We start from the raw sequence: 19,030 nt of genomic DNA, 5'->3' as shown, positions 1-19,030 counted from the left end.
GCGGAGGTGGTTTTGGATAGATCGGTTCAAAACTTGGACATGGGTCGGCCCGCCTTCACACGGCAGGCGGGCGGCCTTCAGCGGGTCAGGGCGTCCATGGCCGTGTCGGCGACGGCCTGGACGGCGGCGCGGTCGGCTCCGCCCTGTGCGGTGACGCGCATGCCGCCGATGACGGCGTTGACATAACGGGCGAGGGCGTTGGGGCCGCGCGTGGCGGCGATGGAACCGTCGCGCTGCCCGGCGGCGATGACGGCGGACAGGGTCCGCAGCCGACGGGCGGCGTCGCGGCCCAGGAGCCGGGCGGCCTCGGGGTCGCGGGCCGCGAGCTCCACCGTGCTGTTGACGCCCAGGCAGCCGAGGCTGCTGCCGCCGGGGCGGTTCTCGAACTCGTCGGCCACGATCTTGTCGAACAGGGCCCGGACCCGCTCGACGGGCGGACGTGTGGCGTCCTCCAGCACGGCGTCCTGGGCGTCGGCCATGGCGTCCAGATAGCGCGCGAGCGAGCGCGAGAACAGCTCACGCTTGCTGCTGAAGGTGTTGTAGATGCTGCTGCGCCCCAGCCCCGTGGCGGCGCACAGGTCCTGGGTGGAGGTGGCCTCGTAGCCGTACTCCCAGAATGCGCGCATCGCGGCGTCCAGGGCCCGTTCCTCGTCGAACTGTCTCGGTCGGGCCATGGCAGCACTCTAGGGTTTTGGACCGGTCGTTGCAATACGGTTCGGGCCGGTCGCTCAGTCCTCGGCGGTCGCGGTCGCCGCCGTCGCCTTGAGGGCGAGCCACAGCTCCATGCGGACGTCCGGGTCGTCCAGCGAGCGGCCGAGGATCTCCTCCACCCGGCGCATCCGGTAGCGCAGGGTGTGCCGGTGCACGCCCAGGTCGGCGGCGGCGGCGTCCCACTGGCCGTGGCGGGAGAGCCAGGCGCGCAGGGAGGCCACGAGGTCGCCGCGGCCCTTGGCGTCGTGCTCGTACAGCGCACGGAGCATGCCGTCGGCGAAGGCCCGTACCGCGTCGTCGGCGAGCAGCGGCAGGACGGATCCGGCGGCCAGCTCCTCGTGCTCGACCAGCGCCCTGCCCCGGCGGCGGGCGACGGAGAGGGCCTGTTCCGCCTGCTTGTACGCGGCGGAGACGGCGATCGGGCCGGAGGGGGCGGAGAGCCCCACCACGACGTCGCTGTCCTCGGCGCCGCCCTCGCGCGGGGCGCGGTCGTCCTGGGCCTCGGCGTAGGAGGCGCAAGCGGCCACGGCGGAGCCGCCGTCCGCGGCGAGCACGACGACGCGCTCGCCCTCGGGGACCAGGAGCAGCGCCTCGCCGGTACGGGCGGCGGCGGCCTCCATGGTCTCGGTGAGCAGTTCGGGCCCGGCGGGCGCGGCGGCCTCGGCGATGAGCAGCCGGAACGGGGCGTCGAGCAGGTCGCCGTAGAGGTCTCCGGCGACGGCCCGCGCGTGGTCGGGCTGTCCGGCGAGCAGCATTCGCAGGACGGCGGCGCCCAGGCGCTGTTCGGCGCCCTGGAGGGAGCGGGAGCGGGCGGTGGTGAGGGTGAGCAGGGCGACGGCGGAGTGCACGGCGTACCGCCCGGCGGTGCCGAGTGCGGCTCCGGTGCCGACGGCGAGCGCACCGCGGGCCCGGCGGCCGGTGCCCAGCGACTGGAGCTCGACCCGGTCCTCGCTGTCGGCGACGACGATGCTGGCGGGGGCGGGGCGGTCCCGGAGGCGTTCGACGTCGGGGGTGAGGCGGGCGGCGCGGCGGGCGGCCCAGTCGGGGGCGGCGGCGAGGACCGCGCCGGAGGTGTCGTACAGGGCGGCCCAGCCGTCGATGTGGGCGGCGAGCCGGGCGAGGAGATCGGCGGGCCCGTCCCCGGCGAGCGCGGCCCTGGTCAGCTCGCGCTGGGCCTCGAAGCCGGCGGTGACCGCGCGGTACTGGTCGGCGGCGATGGCGGCGGAGACGGCCTTGCTGATGGCGAGGAACGGGGTGCGGCGGGGCACTTCGAGGAGCGGCAGGCCGGCTTCCTCGGCGGCTTCGACGAGCGCTTGCGGGATGTCCTCGTAGTTCACCCCGACCCCGAATCCGACCCCGGCGACCCCGGCTCCGGCCAGCCGCCGCACGTATCGCCGCATGGTCTCGGCGTTCTCGGCGTCGAGGTTGGTGGCGGTCACCAGGAGGAGTTCGCCGCCGTCCATGTACGGGACGGGGTCGGCGAGCTCGCTGGCGTGGGCCCAGCGCACAGGCGTGTCGAGCCGGTCCGCGCCCGCCCGCACGGTGAGCTTGAGCGCCGAGTGCTGGACGAGCGAGGCGAGCGTGGGGGGCATGGGCCGGGAACCCTCGGGGTCGGGGATGAGGTCGCGCGCGCCGCCGTACGGACGACCGGTCCCCCGGCCATGACGGCGACCCCGCATTGCGCCGTCCCGTATGAACGGCTGCCTCCGATTCTGCCAGGCTGGCAGGGTGCCGGTAGCCGCTCTCCGTCGACCGTCGCGTTACTTCCGGGTAGCCGGCTCGGTCGTCTCAGCCGTCTCAGCCGTCTCAGCCGTCTCAGCCGTCTCAGCCGTCTCAGCCGTCTCAGCCGTCTCAGCCGTCTCAGCCGTCGAGGTGAACGAGGAGGGGGGGTGCGTGTTCGCCATCGACATTGGCCAACCGGATGACCGCGTGACCGGCCGGGACCGCGTACGCCAGCTCCGAGGCCGACCAGCGCTCCCGCTCGACCTGCCGCACGGTCACCGCGTCCGTGGTCACGGCCTTGCCGGTGACGAGCTTGCGCAGGGCGTGCAGGGCGCGGGTGAACGGCTGGTCGGCGAAGACGGTGTGCTGGGCGACCTCGCGGGTCTCGACCCATTCCTTGCCCCAGGCTTCGGCGAAGCGCTTGCCGTCCCAGGTGGTGATGCCGGAGAAGGCCGCCGTGCAGCCGACCGCCCCGAGCAGCGGGGTGTGCAGGGCCTCGGGAACGTCGTCGACGGTGCGCAGGGCGAGCACCGCCCCGGCGTTGACCGAGCGCAGCCGGCGGATGCCGCGGACGGTCTCGGCGGTCACGGCGTGGGTGGCGTCGTCCAGGACGAGGCAGGCGAAGAGGGTGGTGTCGGTACGGGCGGCTGTGATCGCGGTGAACTGGGCGAGAAGCAGCCGGGTGAGCAGCCGGGACGCCTCCGCGTGGCCGCGCTCCGGCAGGTCGACGCGGACCCTCAGCGGGTGCTGGCCGAGCGCGCGCAGCGAGAACGGGCGGGCGTCCGGGCCGGTGGCGAAGAACCCGGCGAACGCGGGCCGGTCGAGCAGGGCGACCCGGTCGGCGAGGGCCGGTGCGGGGTCGCCGGGGCCGCCCGCCTGCCGGGACCGTGCGTCCAGCTCACGCACCATCGCGTGTTGGCCGGCGGCTTCGAGGGTGGCGCGGAGCCCGGCGAGTGCGGCCGGTGTGCCGTCGAGGAGTTCGCGCAGCTCGGGCACGGAGGGGAAGTGCCCGTGGGCCGCGTGGTACGGGCCGAGCAACTGGGCGAGGACGGTGGCGGCGCGGCGGCTGTCGAGGCTGCCGACATCGCCGACGAGCCCTTCGGCGAGGACGGCTGCCGCCTCGTCGGGGTCGGTGGTGCCGCCGTACAGGTCGATGTCGTGGGCGGAGCCGGGGTGGCCGACGCGGACGACCACGTCGAAGGCGTCGTCGGGGCCCAGCGGCGCGCCCGCCCCGCCGACTGCGAGAACCGCGGCCTGTCCGGCCAGGGCGCGCAGCGCGAGGGCCTCGACGACCGGCCGGATCAGCCGGGCGGACTTCCCCGAGCCGGGCGGTCCGACCGCGAGCAGGGAAGTGCCCAGCAGCGCGGGTTCCAGGGCGAGGCCGGTGCCTCGGCGGACATAGGGGTTGTGCGGGTCGTCCGCGCACCGGCCGATCCTGACTTGGCCGGTGAGGACGTCGTGGCGGGCGGTGCGGCGGGGCAGGTCGCGGTCGCCCGAGGGATGCAGTGCGGCGGCACCCCCGGTGCGCAACACGGCCTCCGTGAGAGGGGCGAGCCGGTCGGGCCGCCGGGTGGCGAGCGTCCACGCGTGGCGCAGCCGGGCCACGTCCACGTCGTTCATCCGGCCGGTGCGGACCTCGGCGGTGAGGGTGTCCGCGGCATCGGTCCAGCCCGCGGCGCGCAGTTCGGGCCACTGGTCGGCGGAGGTCGAGGTGGCGGGAGCGGCGTGGGCCGGGTCCGGGGCGGCGCTCCCCCGGCGGGCGGCGCTCAGTTCGCGCCAGCGGCCGAGGCGGGCGAAGGGCCAGAGGACGGCGGCGGCGATCAGACCGTAGATCACGTTGACGACGGTCTGGCTCTGATAGATCTCGCCGCCCGCGACAGCGGCGACCAGGACCAGGATCGGACGGACGACCGGAAGTGTCTCCTTCCAGACCAGCAACTGGGTCAGGCCCGCCGCGGCGGCTGCCGCGACGGCGAGGAAGGGTTGCCCCCGCTCGACGACGTGGCGGTGGAACAGCTCGGAGAAATTGCCGATCCGGCCGCAGCCGTAGGCCAGCAGCCCGAACAGGATCGACTCGTAGACGGTGAGGGCGTCGCTGCCCTCGATGGTGCGCGGGCCACCGGACGTTCCCGGGTACCACCACTCGCCCGGGGTGAAGAGCTTCAGCGGGACGAGGCGGTACGGGAGATAGCCGTTGCGCCACAGCGACCACAGCAGCAGCGCGGTGAGCAGTGAGATCAGCGCGCCGACCAGCAGCGACCGGTCGGACACCCGCTCGGACGCCTCGGGCGGAGGCGGGGTGTACCCGTACCGCCAGACGCCCGGTTCCTGCGGCGGGCGGGGGGTGCGCAGCCAGGCGTCTACCGGGGCGCCGGGGGGCGGCTGCCCGATGGACGGGGCCGTTGCGGGCCGGGCCGGGCGGTGTTCGACCGGCGGGGCCGGGTGCGGGGCCGGCACGTACGGGCCGGCAGTCGTCGGCGGTACCCGCGGCGGGGCCGTGGGCGGTGGCGGGACGGCCGGTCCGGGCACCTTGTCCGCGCTCGATCCCCGTACGCCCCGCGTGCCGTCGTCGTCCATGAACCACTGCCCCCTTGACCTGCCGGTCCGTCCGCTGCCCCGGTCAATGTAGTGCGCGCACACGGTGAGTTCAGCAACGCGCCCGGATAGTCACCGTCGGAGGCGCCGTGGATGCGGACCACGCCGACGTGGCGGGCGGGTTCCGCCATCTGTCCGCCAAGGACAAGGACACACCCCCACCACTCCCGATCGGAGCATGCCCGCACCCCTCCCCCACCCCTAGCCTGCGAGGACAAGAGCGTCCGAAACATCCCCCAGGAGCCCCTCATGACCGCAATCCCGCAGGAGCGCCGCGTCGTCACTGCCATCCCCGGCCCTAAGTCGGTCGAGCTGCAGGCTCGCCGGGTCGCGGCCGTCGCCGCAGGTGTGGGCTCCACCCTGCCGGTGTTCACCGCCCGTGCGGGCGGCGGGATCATCGAGGACGTGGACGGCAACCGGCTGATCGACTTCGGGTCCGGGATCGCCGTGACCTCCGTCGGCGCGTCCGCCGAGGCCGTCGTGCGCCGGGCCTCCGCGCAGCTCGCGGACTTCACCCACACCTGTTTCATGGTCACGCCGTACGAGGGGTACGTCGAGGTCTGCGAGCAGCTCGCCGAGCTGACGCCGGGTGACCACGCGAAGAAGTCCGCGCTGTTCAACTCGGGCGCCGAGGCCGTCGAGAACGCGGTGAAGATCGCCCGCGCCTACACCAAGCGCACCGCCGTCGTCGTCTTCGACCACGGCTACCACGGCCGCACCAACCTCACCATGGGCATGACGGCGAAGAACATGCCGTACAAGCAGGGCTTCGGCCCGTTCGCGCCCGAGGTCTACCGGGTCCCGGTCGCCTACGGCTACCGCTGGCCGACCGGTGCCGAGAACGCCGGGGCCGAGGCGTCCGCGCAGGCCATCGACGCGATCACCAAGCAGATCGGCGCGGACAACGTCGCCGCGATCATCATCGAGCCGGTGCTCGGCGAGGGCGGCTTCATCGAGCCCGCCAAGGGCTTCCTCCCGGCGATCGCGCAGTTCGCCAAGGACAACGGCATCGTGTTCGTCGCGGACGAGATCCAGTCCGGCTTCTGCCGCACCGGCCAGTGGTTCGCCTGCGAGGACGAGGGCATCGTCCCGGACCTGATCACCACCGCCAAGGGCATCGCGGGCGGTCTGCCGCTGTCCGCCGTGACCGGCCGCGCCGAGATCATGGACGCCGCGCACGCGGGCGGCCTGGGCGGTACGTACGGCGGGAACCCGGTGGCCTGCGCCGGTGCGCTCGGGGCCATCGAGACGATGCGCGAGCTGGACCTGAACGGGAAGGCCAAGCGGATCGAGGAGGTCATGAAGGGCCGCCTCTCCGAGATGCGGGCGAAGCTCCCGAACGGCGACATCATCGGCGACATCCGCGGCCGCGGCGCGATGATCGCGATCGAGCTGGTGAAGTCCGGCACGAAGGACCCGAACCCGGAGGCGGCCGGCGCGCTCGCGAAGGCCTGCCACGCCGAGGGGCTGCTCGTCCTGACCTGTGGCACGTACGGCAACGTCCTGCGTTTCCTGCCGCCGCTGGTGATCGGCGAGGACCTGCTGAACGAGGGCCTCGACCTGATCGAGCAGGCTTTCGGCCGGCTCTGATCCGTCGAAGATCTCAGCGAACCGGAAGGCGGGCGGAGCGGCCTTTCGCCGCTTCCGTCCGGCATCCGGGTGAGGGCCTGTGAAGAACGTGTGCGAGGGCGATGGCGGGAGGCGGTGGCGACTGTCGGCCGCCCTTCCGCTGCCGTACGGTTTCTGCAGATGAGAGAAACACCTCGGCCCCGGGAAACCGCGGCCGACTCCGGACCGGGGCTTCCCCAGCGCCGTCCGGGGCGTGCGTTCGCGCACACCGGAGCCTCCGGCTCCGGGACTCCTCACCGATCGGACGGCCGCCCGCCCCACACCCCCCGGGGCGCGCGGCGAACCGATCTCGCCGGCCATCCCGGAACAACCCCCCCTGTTCCCGGGTGGCCGGCCCCCCTCGTTTCCGGATACGTCTCCGGCTTCCTCGGTCTGCTCGCGGTCCTCTTCGCGCTGATCACCTGGCAGGTCGTCGTCGAGGGTCCGCTGCTGCGGCTGGACGAGCGGGTGGGCCCGAAGCTCTTCGGGCAGGGGCCCGGCGCGCTGACCCAGGTGCTCTCCGATCTCGGCGGGACGGCGGTGGCGCTTCCCGTGCTGACCGTCGTGATCGCGTACGCGCTGTGGCGTCGCGCCCTGCGGCTCGCCGTGTACGCGGCCCTCACCATGGCGGCGGTGCCCGCGCTGGTGATCCCGCTGAAGGTGGCCACCGCCCGGCAGGGCCCGCTGACCGAGGCGGTCAACTACTACCCGTCCGGCCATACGGCGACGGCCGCCGTGGCGTACGGGGCCTCGGCCCTGGTGCTGCTGGCCCTGCCCCGTCCGTCGTGGCTGCGCCGGGCGTCCTGGCCCCGGGCGTGGATGATGCCCGTCGCCGCGATCCTGTTGACCACGGCGACGGGCATCGGTCTGGTGCTGCACGGCTACCACTGGCCGCTGGACGTGCTGGCCAGTTGGTGCCTGGGGCCCTTGGTGCTGGCGCCCCTGTGGTGGGTCAGTTGCCGAAGTAGCCGTCGAAGTTCCGGCTGAACTCCCCGTTGTTGAAGCGGTCCCAGTTGATCGACCAGGTCATCAGGCCGCGCAGGTCGGACCAGGTGCCGTGGGTCTGGTAGGAGCCGCAGGACGTCTTCTTGATCAGGCAGTCGAGCGCCTTGTTGACCTCGGCCGGGGTGGTGTGGCCGTTGCCCGCCTGGGTGGAGGCCGGGAGGCCGATGGCGACCTGGTCGGGGCGCAGGCCCGGGAAGACCTTGCCGGTGTCGCCCGCCACCGGGAAGCCCGCGAGCAGCATGTCGGTCATCGCGATGTGGAAGTCCGCGCCGCCCATCGAGTGGTACTGGTTGTCCAGGCCCATGATCGGGCCCGAGTTGTAGTCCTGGACGTGCAGCAGGGTCAGGTCGTCGCGCAGCGCGTGGATGACCGGCAGATAGGCGCCGGCGCGCGGGTCCTGGCCGCCCCAGGGGCCGGAGCCGTAGAACTGGTAGCCGAGCTGCACGAAGAAGGTCTCGGGCGCCATCGTGAGGACGAAGTCGGAGCCGTACTTCGCCTTGAGCGACTTCACCGCGGAGATCAGGTTGACGATCACCGGTGAGGTGGGGCTGCGGAAGTCGGTGTCACCGGTGTTGAGAGAGAGCGAGTGGCCCTCGAAGTCGATGTCGAGGCCGTCGAGACCGTAGGTGTCGATGATCTTCGAGACCGAGGTGACGAAGGCGTCCCGGGCGGCGGTGGAGGCGAGCTGCACCTGTCCGTTCTGGCCGCCGATGGAGATCAGCACCTTCTTGCCCGCCGCCTGCTTGGCCTTGATCGCGGCCTTGAACTCCGCCTCGGACTCGACGTTCGGGCACTCGGCGACCGGGCAGAGCGAGAAGCGGATGTCGCCGGAGGTGACGGAGGTGGGTTCGCCGAAGGCGAGGTTGATGACGTCCCAGGAGTCGGGCACGTCCGCCATCCGCGTGTAGCCGGAGCCGTTGGCGAAGCTGGAGTGCAGATAGCCGACGAGCGCGCGGGCCGGGAGCTTGGTGTCGCCGCCTCCGCCGCCCTCCGTGGTGGTCGCCGTGATCGCGGCCGACTTCGCGGACTCGCCGGCCGCGTTGGTGGCGGAGACCTGGAAGCTGTACGCGGTGGAGGGCGTCAGGCCCGTCACGGTGGCGGAGGGGCCGGTGGCCGTGGCCACCTTCGTACCGCCGCGGTAGACGTGGTAGCCGCTCGCACCCGATACGGCGTTCCAGGAGAGCGCCACGGACGACGAGGTGAGCGCGGTGGTCTTGAGGCCCGCGGGGACGGCCGGGATCACGACGGGCTCGCCGCCGGGGCCGATGAGGGTGAGGTCGTCGACGTAGTGGGCGGGGGTCCCGTACCAGCCGTGGGTGTAGACGCTCACGGAGGTGGTGGAGGGGCCGGTGGTGAAGGTGGTGGTGAGCTGCTTCCACGCGTCGGGCGACTGGGTCCAGGTGGAGACGTCGGTGGTGCCGGTTCCGGACGCGCCGAGGTAGACGTGACTGCCCTGCACCCAGGCGCCCAGTGTGTACGTGGAGTTGGGCTTGACCGCGATGGTCTGGGAACACTTGGCGTGGTCGCTGCCGGCCGGGGTCGCCTTGAGCGCGTGGTCACCGGTGCGCTTGGGCGCGGTGACGGCCGCCCCGCTCTGGTTGGCGCAGTTCCAGCCGTCCAGGCCCGCCTCGAAGCCGCCGTTGCGCACCAGATCCGCGTCGGCGGCGCTCACGGCCGGGGCGGAGGCCACCAGGGTGGCGGCCGCCAGCAGGGTGGCCGAACAGACGGCCAGAAGTCCGGAAAATCTGACGGTTGGTCCGGTGCGTTCCACAACAGCCTCCGCGCAGGGGGAAATTCGGGGTGTGGCGTGCGCACAACATGGTCCAGACCAATCAGGTTGTCAAGACCTCTGGCGGCCGGCTCAGCTCTCCGGCCGCTCCTGCCGGGCGTCCCGGGCGGCCGCGCCCGCCGCCTCGTGCATCGCGAGTTCGAGGATTCCGGCGTCGGTGAGGGTCCCCGAGCCGTCCGGCGGAACCAGCCAGCGCACTCCCCCGGTGGCCCGCCCCGGATACGGGACGACGATCCAGGTGCCCTGGCCGCAGCCCCTGATGCCGGTGCCGATCCAGCGGGAGACGGTGCCCGGCGGGACGAAGAAGCCCATGCGGGACTCGCCGAAGTCGGCGAGGACGGGGCCCGGTCGGTCGATCAGCCGGGCGAGGACGTCGAGCGTCGGATAGCCGAGAGCGCCCGGAAGGATCAGGACGTCCCAGCGCTTGCCGGCGGGAAGGAGCGCGATCCCCTGGGGATTGCGCTCCCACTCCCACCGGCAGGCGGCCGGGTCCGGCGCCACCGCTGTGAGCCATTCGACCGCGGCCTTCGTTTCCGAGCCAGTCATGACCAGCCTCCCGTTGACGTGGGCACCGGCAGGGTTCTGCGGTGCGTACACAGGCGAGAGAGCGGTCGGCGCCGACTATGACGCGGGTTGAGGCTACTTGTTGGTAGTGAACTGGGTCACAGCAGCGGTGACCCGGGTCAGCTGTCGAAGCCGAGGCCCAGCTTGTCCATGGTCTTCAGCCACAGGTTGCGGTGCCCGCCGTGGCTGTCGGCGTGGGCCAGGGACCGCTTGGTGATCTCGATGCCGGCCCAGGCGAAGGGCTCCGGCGGGAAGGGCATCGGCTTGGAGCGGACCATCTCCAGCCGGGTCCGCTCGGTCTCCTCGCCGGAGAGGAGGTCGAGCATGACATCGGCGCCGAAACGGGTGGATCCGACGCCGAGTCCGGTGAATCCGGCGGCGTACGCGACCCGCCCCTGGTGCGCCGTTCCGAAAAAAGCGGTGAAGCGGGAACAGGTGTCGATCGCACCGCCCCAGGCGTGCGTGAAATTCAGCCCGGAAAGCTGCGGGAAACAGGTGAAGAACTGCTCGGCCAATTTCAGGAACGTCTCCGGACGCTGGTCGAGATCGGCGCTGAGCCGGCCCCCGTACGGATAGATCGCGTCGTATCCGCCCCACAGGATCCGGTTGTCCGCGGAAAGCCGGAAGTAGTGGAATTGGTTGGCGCTGTCGCCGAGCCCCTGGCGGCCCTTCCAGCCGATGGATTCCAGCTGCTCGGGGCTGAGCGGCTCGGTCATCAGCGCGTAGTCGTAGACCGGCACGGTGTACGGCCGGACCCGCTTGACGAGCGAGGGGAAGACATTGGTGCCGAGCGCGACGCGCCGGGCGAAGACCCGGCCGTACGGGGTGCGGACCGCCATGCCCGTACCGGAGCGGACGAGATCGAGGCCGCGGGTGTGCTCGTGGATCCGTACGCCGAGCTCCAGGCAGGCCCGCTTCAGGCCCCAGGCGAGCTTCGCCGGGTGCAGCATCGCGACGCCGCGCCGGTCCCAGAGCCCGCCGAGGAAGGTGGGCGAGTCGACCTCGGCGCGCAGGGCGTCGCGGTCCAGGAAATCCACGCCCGTGATGCCGAGCCGCACGAGCTCCTCGTGCCATTCCCGCAGCTCTTCGAGCTGGTGGGGCTCGGTGGCGACATCGATCTCGCCGGTCCGCTCGAACTCGCAATCGATGCCATAGCGGGCGACGGCGGCCTCGATGGCGTCGAGGTTCCGCTCCCCCAGCTCCTCCAGCTTCGCGATCTCGTCGGGCCAGCGCTCCACACCGTTGGCCAGGCCGTGGGTGAGGGAGGCGGCGCAGAAGCCGCCGTTGCGGCCCGAGGCGGCCCAGCCCACCTCGTGCCCCTCGATGAGGACGACGTCGCGGTCCGGGTCGCGCTCCTTGGCGATGAGCGCGGTCCACAGGCCGCTGTAGCCGCCGCCGATGACCAGCAGATCGGTGTGCTCGTCGCCGGTGAGGGCGGGAAGCGCGTCGGGTTTGGCCGGGTCGTCGAGCCAGTAGGAGACCGGCTTGGCGCCGGCGATCGATGGTGCGGCCGTACGCATGGCAGCTGGGGCCATGGTTTCCAACTCCTTCAGGACTTTCAGGTTCGAGCGGTGCTCTTTCGCCGGTTCGCGATGAGCTGGCCGACGAGAACCATCAGTACCGCAATGATGAACATGGCGGTGCCGATGACATTGATCTGCACGGGCGTGCCGCGCTGTGCCGAACCCCAGACGAACATGGGGAACGTGACGGTGGAGCCCGCGTTGAAATTCGTGATGATGAAATCGTCGAACGAGAGCGCGAAGGCGAGCAGGGCTCCCGCCGCGATTCCCGGTGCTGCGATCGGAAGGGTGACCCGGACGAAGGTCTGCACCGGACCGGCGTACAGGTCGCGGGCTGCTTCCTCCAGTCTCGGGTCCATCGACATGACGCGCGCCTTGACGGCCGTCACCACGAAACTGAGGCAGAACATGATGTGCGCGATCAGCACGGTCCAGAAACCGAGCTGGGCGCCCATGTTCAGGAAGAGCGTGAGCAGCGACGCGGCCATGACGACCTCGGGCATCGCCATCGGCAGGAAGATCAGCGAGCTGATCGCGCCGCGCGCCCGGAAGCGGTAGCGGACCAGCGCGAAGGCGACCGCCGTGCCGAGCGCGGTGGCCCCGAGCGTCGCCCAGAAGGCGATCTGCAGCGAGAGGGAGAGCGAGCCGCAGAGGTCGGCGACGCCGCACGGGTCCTTCCAGGCGTCCAGCGAGAACCGCTGCCACTCGTAGTTGAAGCGGCCGTTGGGCTTGTTGAACGAGAACACCATCACGACGATGTTCGGCAGGATCATGTACGCGAGGGTCAGCAGACCCGCGATGACGACCAGGTTCCGGCGTATCCAGCGCAGTACGGGCATCAGACCAGGTCCTCCGTCCCGGAGCGGCGGATGTAGAAGGTGACCATCAGCAGGACGATCGCCATGAGGATGAACGAGAGCGCGGCGGCCGTCGGATAGTCCAGGACCCGCAGGAACTGGCTCTGGATGACGCTGCCGACCATCTTGGTGTCGGTGGAGCCCAGCAGTTCCGCGTTCACGTAGTCGCCGCTGGCCGGGATGAAGGTCAGCAGCGTGCCGGAGACGACGCCGGGCATGGAGAGCGGGAACGTCACCTTGCGGAAGGTGGTGGCGGGGGTGGCGTAGAGGTCGCCCGCCGCCTCGTGCAGCCGGCCGTCGATCCGCTCCAGCGAGGTGTAGAGCGGCAGGATCATGAACGGCAGGAAGTTGTACGTGAGGCCGCAGACGACCGCCATCGGGGTGGCCAGGACCCGGTTGGACTCGGTCCAGCCGAGCCAGCTGGTGACGTCCAGGACGTGCAGGGTGTTCAGCACGTCCACGACCGCGCCGCCGTCGGCGAGGATCGTCTTCCACGCCAGCGTACGGATGAGGAAGCTGGTGAAGAACGGGGCGATGACCAGCACCAGGACCAGGTTGCGCCAGCGGCCCGCCTTGAACGCGATGAGGTAGGCGAGCGGGTAGCCCAGCAGCAGACACAGGATCGTGGCGGTGCCCGCGTACAGCAGGGACCGGATGAACTGCGGGTAGTACTCGCGCAGCGCGTCCACGTACGTCTGGAAGTGCCAGGTGACCTCGAAGCCCTGCTCCAGCGAGCCGGTCTGTACGGAGGTGGAGGCCTGGTAGACGAGCGGCAGGGCGAAGAAGACCAGCAGCCAGAGGATGCCGGGCAGCAGCAGCCAGTACGGGACGAGCCGTTTACGGGTGGAGGGCTTGCGGAGCTTGAGCTCCCGGGGCTCCTCGGGGCCGGGGGACGGCGCGGGCGGCGCCTCGGTGAGGCTCACTCCGCGTCCTCCACGCTCGTCGCGCCCGCGTCGATGTCCTGGGCCGCGTCGAGTCCGAAGGTGTGGGCCGGGTTCCAGTGCAGGACCACCTCGGCGCCGGGGACCAGTCGCGTGTCCCTCTCGATGTTCTGTTCGTACACCTGGAGCGCCTTGCCCGCCGGGCTCTCGACCACGTACTGGGTGGAGACGCCGATGAAGCTGGAGTCGGTGATGCGGCCGGTGACGCGGTTGCGGCCGGCGGCTATGGCGTCGGCGTCGTCCGCGTGGGCCAGGGATATCTTCTCGGGCCGGATGCCGAGGAGCAGCCGTCCGCCGTTGTCGGTGGGGGCCGAACATCGCTCGCGGGGCAGCGTGAGCTTTCCGCCGCCCGCGGCTACCACCGGGTCGCCGCCCGTGGACACGACCTCGCCCTCGATGAGGTTGGAGGTGCCGAGGAAGTTGGCGACGAAGGTGGTGCGCGGGTTCTCGTAGAGGTCGGCCGGCGCGCCGAGCTGCTCGACCCGGCCGCCGTTCATCACCGCGACGGTGTCGGCCATGGTCATGGCCTCCTCCTGGTCGTGGGTGACGTGCACGAAGGTGATGCCGACCTCGGTCTGGATCCGCTTGAGCTCCAGCTGCATCTGGCGGCGGAGCTTGAGGTCGAGGGCGCCGAGCGGTTCGTCGAGCAGCAGGACCTGCGGGTGGTTGATGAGCGCGCGGGCGACGGCGACGCGCTGCTGCTGGCCGCCGGAGAGCTGGTGCGGTTTGCGGCGGGCGAAGTCGCCGAGCTGGACCAGTTCCAGCATGTCGTCGACCTGCTTCTTCACCGACTTGATGCCGCGCCGCCGGAGTCCGAAGGCGACGTTCTCGGTGATGTCCAGGTGCGGGAAGAGCGCGTAGCTCTGGAAGACGGTGTTGACCGGCCGCTTGTACGGGGGCAGGTCGGTGATGTCCTTGTCGCCGAGGAAGACCGTGCCGGTGGTGGCCTCCTCCAGGCCCGCGATCATCCGCAGGGTGGTGGTCTTGCCGCAGCCGGACGCGCCGAGCAGGGCGAAGAAGGAGCCCTGCGGCACGGTCAGGTCGAGCGGGTGCACGGCGGTGAAGGAGCCGTAGGTCTTGCTGATCCCGGCGAGGCGGACATCGCCGCCCGCGGTCTGCTGCTGCTGCTGTGTCATGGGTCGCAGTCCCAGTGTGTTCGGGGAGGGAGTTCGAGGAAGGGGTGACCGGGCGCGGGAGCGTGCCGGGTCAGGCGCCGATGAGTTTGGCGAACTTCTCTTCGTACGCGGTCTCTTCCTCGGTGCTCAGGGAGCGGAAGGAGCGGGACTTCGCCGCCATCTCCTTGTCGGGAAGGATCAGCGTGTTGGAGGCCATCGACTCGTCGATCCTGGCGAGTTCCTCGCGTACGCCGTCGACCGGGCAGACGTAGTTGATGTACGCGGCGAGCTGGGCGGCGACCGGCGGCTCGTAGTAGTAGTCGATGAGCTTCTCGGCGTTGGTCTTGTGCCGGGCCTGGGCGGGGACCAGGAGGCTGTCGCTGGAGGTGATGTATCCGGCGGCCGGGATGGCGTACTCGATGTCCGGGTTGTCGGCCTGGAGCTGGATGATGTCCCCGGCCCAGGCGACGCAGGCGGCGATGTCGCCCTTGCTGAGGTCGGCGGTGTAGTCGTTGCCGGTGAAGCGGCGGATCTGCTTCTTGTCGACGGCCTTCTGGAGGCGGCCGATCGCCCCGTCGAAGTCGGCGTCGGTGAACTTCCCCGGGTCCTTGCCCTGGTCGAGCAGGGTCATGCCGACGGAGTCGCGCATCTCGGAGAGGAAGGAGACCCGGCCCTTGAGCTTCGGGTCGTCGAGCAGCTGGGTGACGGAGTCGACCTTGCGGCCGCCGGTCGCCTTCTTGTTGTACGCGATGACGGTCGGGATGCCGGTCCACGGATAGGAATAGGCGCGGCCGGGGTCCCAGTCGGGGCTGCGGAACTGGGCGGAGACGTTGGCGAAGGCGTGCGGAAGGTTCGACGGGTCGAGCTTCTGCGCCCAGCCGAGCCGGATGATGCGGGCGGCGAGCCAGTCGGTGACGCAGATGAGGTCGCGCCCGGTGTCCTGCCCCGCGGCCAGCTGGGGTTTGATCTTGCCGAAGAACTCGACGTTGTCGTTGATGTCCTCGGTGTACTTGACCCTGATCCCGGTGCGCTTCGTGAACGCCTCCAGGGTGGGGCGGCTCTTCTCGTCCTCGCTGACGTCCATGTACTCGGTCCAGTTGGAGAAGTTCACCACCTTCTCCTTCGCCGAGTGGTCGTCGGCGGCCGCTGCTCCCTCGGTGCGCCCGGCGGGCGGGATGCCGCACGCGCCGAGGGTGGCTATGCCGCCGATGGCCAGCGCGCCCATGCCGGAGGCGCGCAACAGCGACCGGCGGGTGAGGGCTCCCCTGCCGCTGGTCAGGGATCGCCTCATGGCCGCCAGTTGGACCGGCGTGAGGCGCTCGGGCTCGTAACTCTCCATACGCGTTTGCCCTTTCGGGTGGGAGGCCGCCGGGGCCCGCCGTCGTGGACGGGCCCCGCTCGTGCGGCAGCTGCTATCGGTCCCCGAAGATCGTGCGGTGCCAGTCCTTGCGGGCGACCGCGGTGTTGTCGTACATGACGTGCTTGACCTGCGTGTACTCCTCGAAGGAGTACGCCGACATGTCCTTGCCGAAGCCGCTGGCCTTGTATCCGCCGTGCGGCATCTCGGAGAGGATCGGGATGTGGTCGTTCACCCACACACAGCCCGCCTGGATCTCGCGGGTGGCGCGGTTCGCGCGGTACAGGTCGCGGGTCCAGGCGGAGGCGGCCAGTCCGTACGGGGTGTCGTTGGCGAGCGCGATGCCCTCGTCGTCGGTGTCGAAGGGCAGGACGACCAGGACCGGGCCGAAGATCTCCGACTGGACGATCTCGCTGTCCTGGGCGGCGTCCGCGACGAGGGTCGGCCGGTAGTACGCGCCGTCGGCGAGGTCGCCGCCGGGGGCCTCGCCGCCGGTGACGACGCGGGCGTAGCCGCGGGCCCGCTCGACGAAGGCGGCGACGCGGTCGCGCTGGGCGTGGCTGATGAGGGGGCCGAGGTCGGTCGACGCGTCGAAGGGGTCGCCGAGCCGGACGGTCTCCATGAGCGCGGCGACGTCCCGCACGAAGGCGTCGTAGAGGGGGCGTTGGACGTAGGCGCGGGTGGCGGCGGTGCAGTCCTGGCCGGTGTTGATGAGGGAGCCGGCGACCGCGCCGTGGACGGCGGCCTCCAGGTCGGCGTCGTCGAAGACCACGAAGGGGGCCTTGCCGCCGAGCTCCAGGTGGAGGCGTTTGACGGTGGCGGTGGCGATCTCGGCGACGCGCTTGCCGACGGCGGTGGAGCCGGTGAAGGAGGTCATCACGACGTCGGGGTGGCCGACGAGGTGCTCGCCGGCGTCCTTGCCCGCGCCGGTGACGATGTTGATCACGCCGTCGGGGATGCCCGCCTCGGTGGCGGCCTGGGCGAACATCAGCGAGGTGAGCGGGGTCAGCTCGGCGGGCTTGAGGACGATGGTGTTGCCCGCGGCGACGGCCGGGAGGACCTTCCAGGCGGCCATCTGGAGCGGGTAGTTCCAGGGGGCGATGGAGCCGACGACTCCGATCGCCTCGCGGCGTACGTAGGAGGTGTGGTCGCCGTCGTACTCGGCGGCGGCCTTGCCCTCCAGGTGGCGGGCCGCGCCCGCGAAGAAGGCGGTGTTGTCGACGGTGCCGGGGACGTCGAACTCGGTGGAGAGCTTGATCGGCTTGCCGCACTGGAGGGACTCGGCGTACGCGAAGTCGTCGGCCTGCTCGGCGAGGACGGCGGCGAAGCGGTGCATCGCGTCGGAGCGTTCGCCGGGCGTCGTGCCGGACCAGCCGGGGAAGGCGGCGCGGGCGGCGGCGACCGCCGCGTCCACGTCGTCGGCGCCCGCCAGCTCGTAGCGGAGCACGCTCTCGCCGGTCGCGGGGTTCACGATGTCGTGGTGGCGGCCGGATGTGCCGGGGAGCAGCTTGCCGCCGATGTACTGCGCACCTTCCGCGAAGCGGTCCTGAACCTGGAAGCCGTTGCTCATGACGCTCTCCTCCGCCGCTGTACCCGCTGGGCGGGGTCGGCGTAGCTTCTTCCTGAATTGAGTGCCGATCCTGACAGAGGGGTTCACGCCCAACAAGTGATTCCGTTGTTTCCTTTTGGTTACGCGACGGAATCTGTCGACCATGTGTCGTGTCGGTGCGGAAATCCCCGTACGGAGTGTCAGTGGCGGATGCCACACTCACATGCATGGGACCGATCGATGAGCTTCTGGCGGACGTGGCGCGGGGCAAGCGGGTGAAGTATCTGCCGTTCTGGGGGCACCGGCCGCGGCCCGACGGACGGATCGGTGCGAGCAGCCTGAGCCAGTGGTGGCCGTCGCCGTTCACCGTGGACGGGGTGACGTATGCGAGCGCCGAGCACTGGATGATGGCGGGCAAGGCGCGGATCTTCGGCGATCCGGAGGCGGAGCGGGCGGCGGTGACGGCGAAGAGCCCGGCTGCGGCGAAGAAGGCGGGGCGGCTGGTGCGCGGCTTCGACGAGGACGTGTGGATACGGGAGCGGTTCGCCCTCGTCGTGGCGGGCAGCGTGCACAAGTTCGGGCAGGACCCGGAGCTGGGCGGCTATCTCCTGTCCACCGGTGACCGGGTGCTGGTGGAGGCGTCTCCGCTGGACCGGATCTGGGGCGTCGGGCTGGCGGCGGACGACGAGCGGGTGGAGCGGCCGCAGCAGTGGCGGGGGCTGAATCTGCTGGGCTTCGCGCTGATGGAGGCCCGACAGAGGCTGCGGGCGGGCTGAGCCCGCTTCCGGTACGGCGCGGGGCCGAGCCCTTTACGTACGGATGCCGCTCGCGACGCCTCTCGTACGGGCGCCGCTACGACGTCCGGCCGGGCGGGGAGCGCTTCCCCTGCCCGGCCGGGATCGACACGACGTCCCTGGGGTGTCCGCCCTAACGGCGGTCCTCCACGACCAGTGACGTGGCGAACGGGTCGTCGTAGCTGTCGCCGTATTCGCTGTCGCTGTCCGCGTTCGTGGCGGCCCAGATGATCAGGCCGAGGATCGCGGCGCCGACGACGATGCCGACGGAGCCGAGGATGACCCCGGCGAGCGCCATGCCCCGGTTGGTGGCCTCGCCGCGCTTGGCACGGCCGAGGCCGATGATGCCGAAGATCAGCGCGAGGATGCCGAGGATGATGTTGACGCCGTACATGCAGAAGCCGACCACCGAGATGATGCCGATCACCATCGCGGCGGTGCCCAGACCGTTGTTGGGCGCCGGGCCCCAGGCGGCCGGACCCATGCCGTAGGCGCCGTAGCCCGGGTAGCCGCCGTACGGCTGCGCGGGCGGGGCCGGGTAGCCGTAGTGGCCGGCGGCGGGCGGCGGGGCCGCCTGGCCGGGGCCGTTCGGGCCGATCGGCGGCGGCGGTACGTCCGAGGGCGCGGGCCCGAAGCCGGGCTGCGGCTGGGGTATCGGCCCGGTGCCGTCCCCCGCGGCCGGCATCGACGTCACGGTCGGCTGGTCGTGGACCGCGGGCGGCGTGTGCGCGGCGGGCGGCGGCGTCTGTGCGCCCGGCTTGTTCAGCTCCACCCGGCCGCTGTCCGGCGGTGCCCATGGATCGCGCGGCGCGGCCCCGCCCCCGGGCTGCTCTGTGTTGTCTGACATGGGCCTCCCCCATCGTGGTCCCGTCATGCTACGGCCAGGCCCGACGGCCCCGG

General features: G+C 71.3%; 15 protein-coding genes. 3 read left to right on the top strand and 12 right to left on the bottom strand.

The window, feature by feature from the left end:
* Window positions 1–77: 77 nt before the first annotated feature.
* The 3 genes from KV381_RS27925 to KV381_RS27915 all read right to left on the bottom strand — a co-directional run bounded on the left by KV381_RS27925 (window position 78) and on the right by KV381_RS27915 (window position 5,010).
* Window positions 78–674, bottom strand: coding sequence for a TetR/AcrR family transcriptional regulator (locus tag KV381_RS27925; RefSeq protein ID WP_218786634.1), 597 nt, complete (start codon window positions 672–674; stop codon window positions 78–80).
* Window positions 675–728: 54 nt separating this feature from the next.
* Complete coding sequence (locus KV381_RS27920; protein ID WP_103536789.1) at window positions 729–2,303, bottom strand: PucR family transcriptional regulator; 1,575 nt, start codon at window positions 2,301–2,303, stop codon at window positions 729–731.
* Between the two features lie 268 nt (window positions 2,304–2,571).
* On the bottom strand, window positions 2,572–5,010 hold the full coding sequence (locus KV381_RS27915; protein ID WP_218786633.1) for an ATP/GTP-binding protein: 2,439 nt from the start codon (window positions 5,008–5,010) through the stop codon (window positions 2,572–2,574).
* A gap of 267 nt (window positions 5,011–5,277) precedes the next feature.
* On the opposite strand from KV381_RS27915, the gene gabT reads away from it, so the two are divergent.
* Window positions 5,278–6,618, top strand: coding sequence for a 4-aminobutyrate--2-oxoglutarate transaminase (gabT, locus tag KV381_RS27910; RefSeq protein WP_030085202.1), 1,341 nt, complete (start codon window positions 5,278–5,280; stop codon window positions 6,616–6,618).
* 159 nt (window positions 6,619–6,777) lie between these two features.
* The gene (locus tag KV381_RS27905; protein WP_030085200.1) at window positions 6,778–7,623 is read left to right on the top strand and encodes a phosphatase PAP2 family protein; all 846 of its coding nucleotides are present in this window, start codon (window positions 6,778–6,780) and stop codon (window positions 7,621–7,623) included.
* Here the strand turns inward: KV381_RS27905 and KV381_RS27900 are convergent.
* From KV381_RS27900 to KV381_RS27865, 8 genes are all read right to left on the bottom strand, one after another.
* Complete coding sequence (locus KV381_RS27900) at window positions 7,589–9,412, bottom strand: chitinase (RefSeq protein WP_218786632.1); 1,824 nt, start codon at window positions 9,410–9,412, stop codon at window positions 7,589–7,591. The genes KV381_RS27905 and KV381_RS27900 overlap by 35 nt on opposite strands.
* A gap of 90 nt (window positions 9,413–9,502) precedes the next feature.
* Window positions 9,503–9,976: a hypothetical protein gene (locus KV381_RS27895; RefSeq protein WP_086777409.1), complete on the bottom strand. Its 474-nt coding sequence runs from the start codon at window positions 9,974–9,976 to the stop codon at window positions 9,503–9,505.
* A gap of 137 nt (window positions 9,977–10,113) precedes the next feature.
* Entirely contained in the window at window positions 10,114–11,529 is a 1,416-nt protein-coding gene (locus KV381_RS27890) for an FAD-binding oxidoreductase (protein WP_030085194.1), read from the bottom strand.
* 23 nt (window positions 11,530–11,552) lie between these two features.
* Complete coding sequence (locus KV381_RS27885) at window positions 11,553–12,356, bottom strand: ABC transporter permease (protein ID WP_030085192.1); 804 nt, start codon at window positions 12,354–12,356, stop codon at window positions 11,553–11,555.
* Complete coding sequence (locus KV381_RS27880; protein ID WP_030085190.1) at window positions 12,356–13,297, bottom strand: ABC transporter permease; 942 nt, start codon at window positions 13,295–13,297, stop codon at window positions 12,356–12,358. Before KV381_RS27880 ends, KV381_RS27885 begins: the two co-directional genes overlap by 1 nt.
* Window positions 13,294–14,451, bottom strand: coding sequence for an ABC transporter ATP-binding protein (locus tag KV381_RS27875; RefSeq protein WP_218786631.1), 1,158 nt, complete (start codon window positions 14,449–14,451; stop codon window positions 13,294–13,296). Before KV381_RS27875 ends, KV381_RS27880 begins: the two co-directional genes overlap by 4 nt.
* 70 nt (window positions 14,452–14,521) lie before the next feature.
* Window positions 14,522–15,769: a PotD/PotF family extracellular solute-binding protein gene (locus KV381_RS27870; RefSeq protein WP_030085184.1), complete on the bottom strand. Its 1,248-nt coding sequence runs from the start codon at window positions 15,767–15,769 to the stop codon at window positions 14,522–14,524.
* A gap of 73 nt (window positions 15,770–15,842) precedes the next feature.
* Entirely contained in the window at window positions 15,843–17,357 is a 1,515-nt protein-coding gene (locus tag KV381_RS27865; protein WP_030085182.1) for a gamma-aminobutyraldehyde dehydrogenase, read from the bottom strand.
* Window positions 17,358–17,563: 206 nt separating this feature from the next.
* On the opposite strand from KV381_RS27865, the gene KV381_RS27860 reads away from it, so the two are divergent.
* Complete coding sequence (locus KV381_RS27860) at window positions 17,564–18,112, top strand: NADAR family protein (RefSeq protein ID WP_103536782.1); 549 nt, start codon at window positions 17,564–17,566, stop codon at window positions 18,110–18,112.
* Window positions 18,113–18,263: 151 nt separating this feature from the next.
* Here the strand turns inward: KV381_RS27860 and KV381_RS27855 are convergent, their stop codons facing one another.
* Complete coding sequence (locus KV381_RS27855) at window positions 18,264–18,977, bottom strand: DUF4190 domain-containing protein (protein WP_032790765.1); 714 nt, start codon at window positions 18,975–18,977, stop codon at window positions 18,264–18,266.
* Between the last annotated feature and the right edge of the window lie 53 nt (window positions 18,978–19,030).

The sequence above is a fragment of the Streptomyces sp. WY228 genome (genome assembly GCF_019287315.1).
GTDB classification, from domain to species: Bacteria; Actinomycetota; Actinomycetes; order Streptomycetales; family Streptomycetaceae; genus Streptomyces; species Streptomyces caviscabies.
The sequence above is the reverse complement of the archived record's forward strand: the minus strand, read 5'-3'. Positions and strand labels throughout refer to the sequence as shown.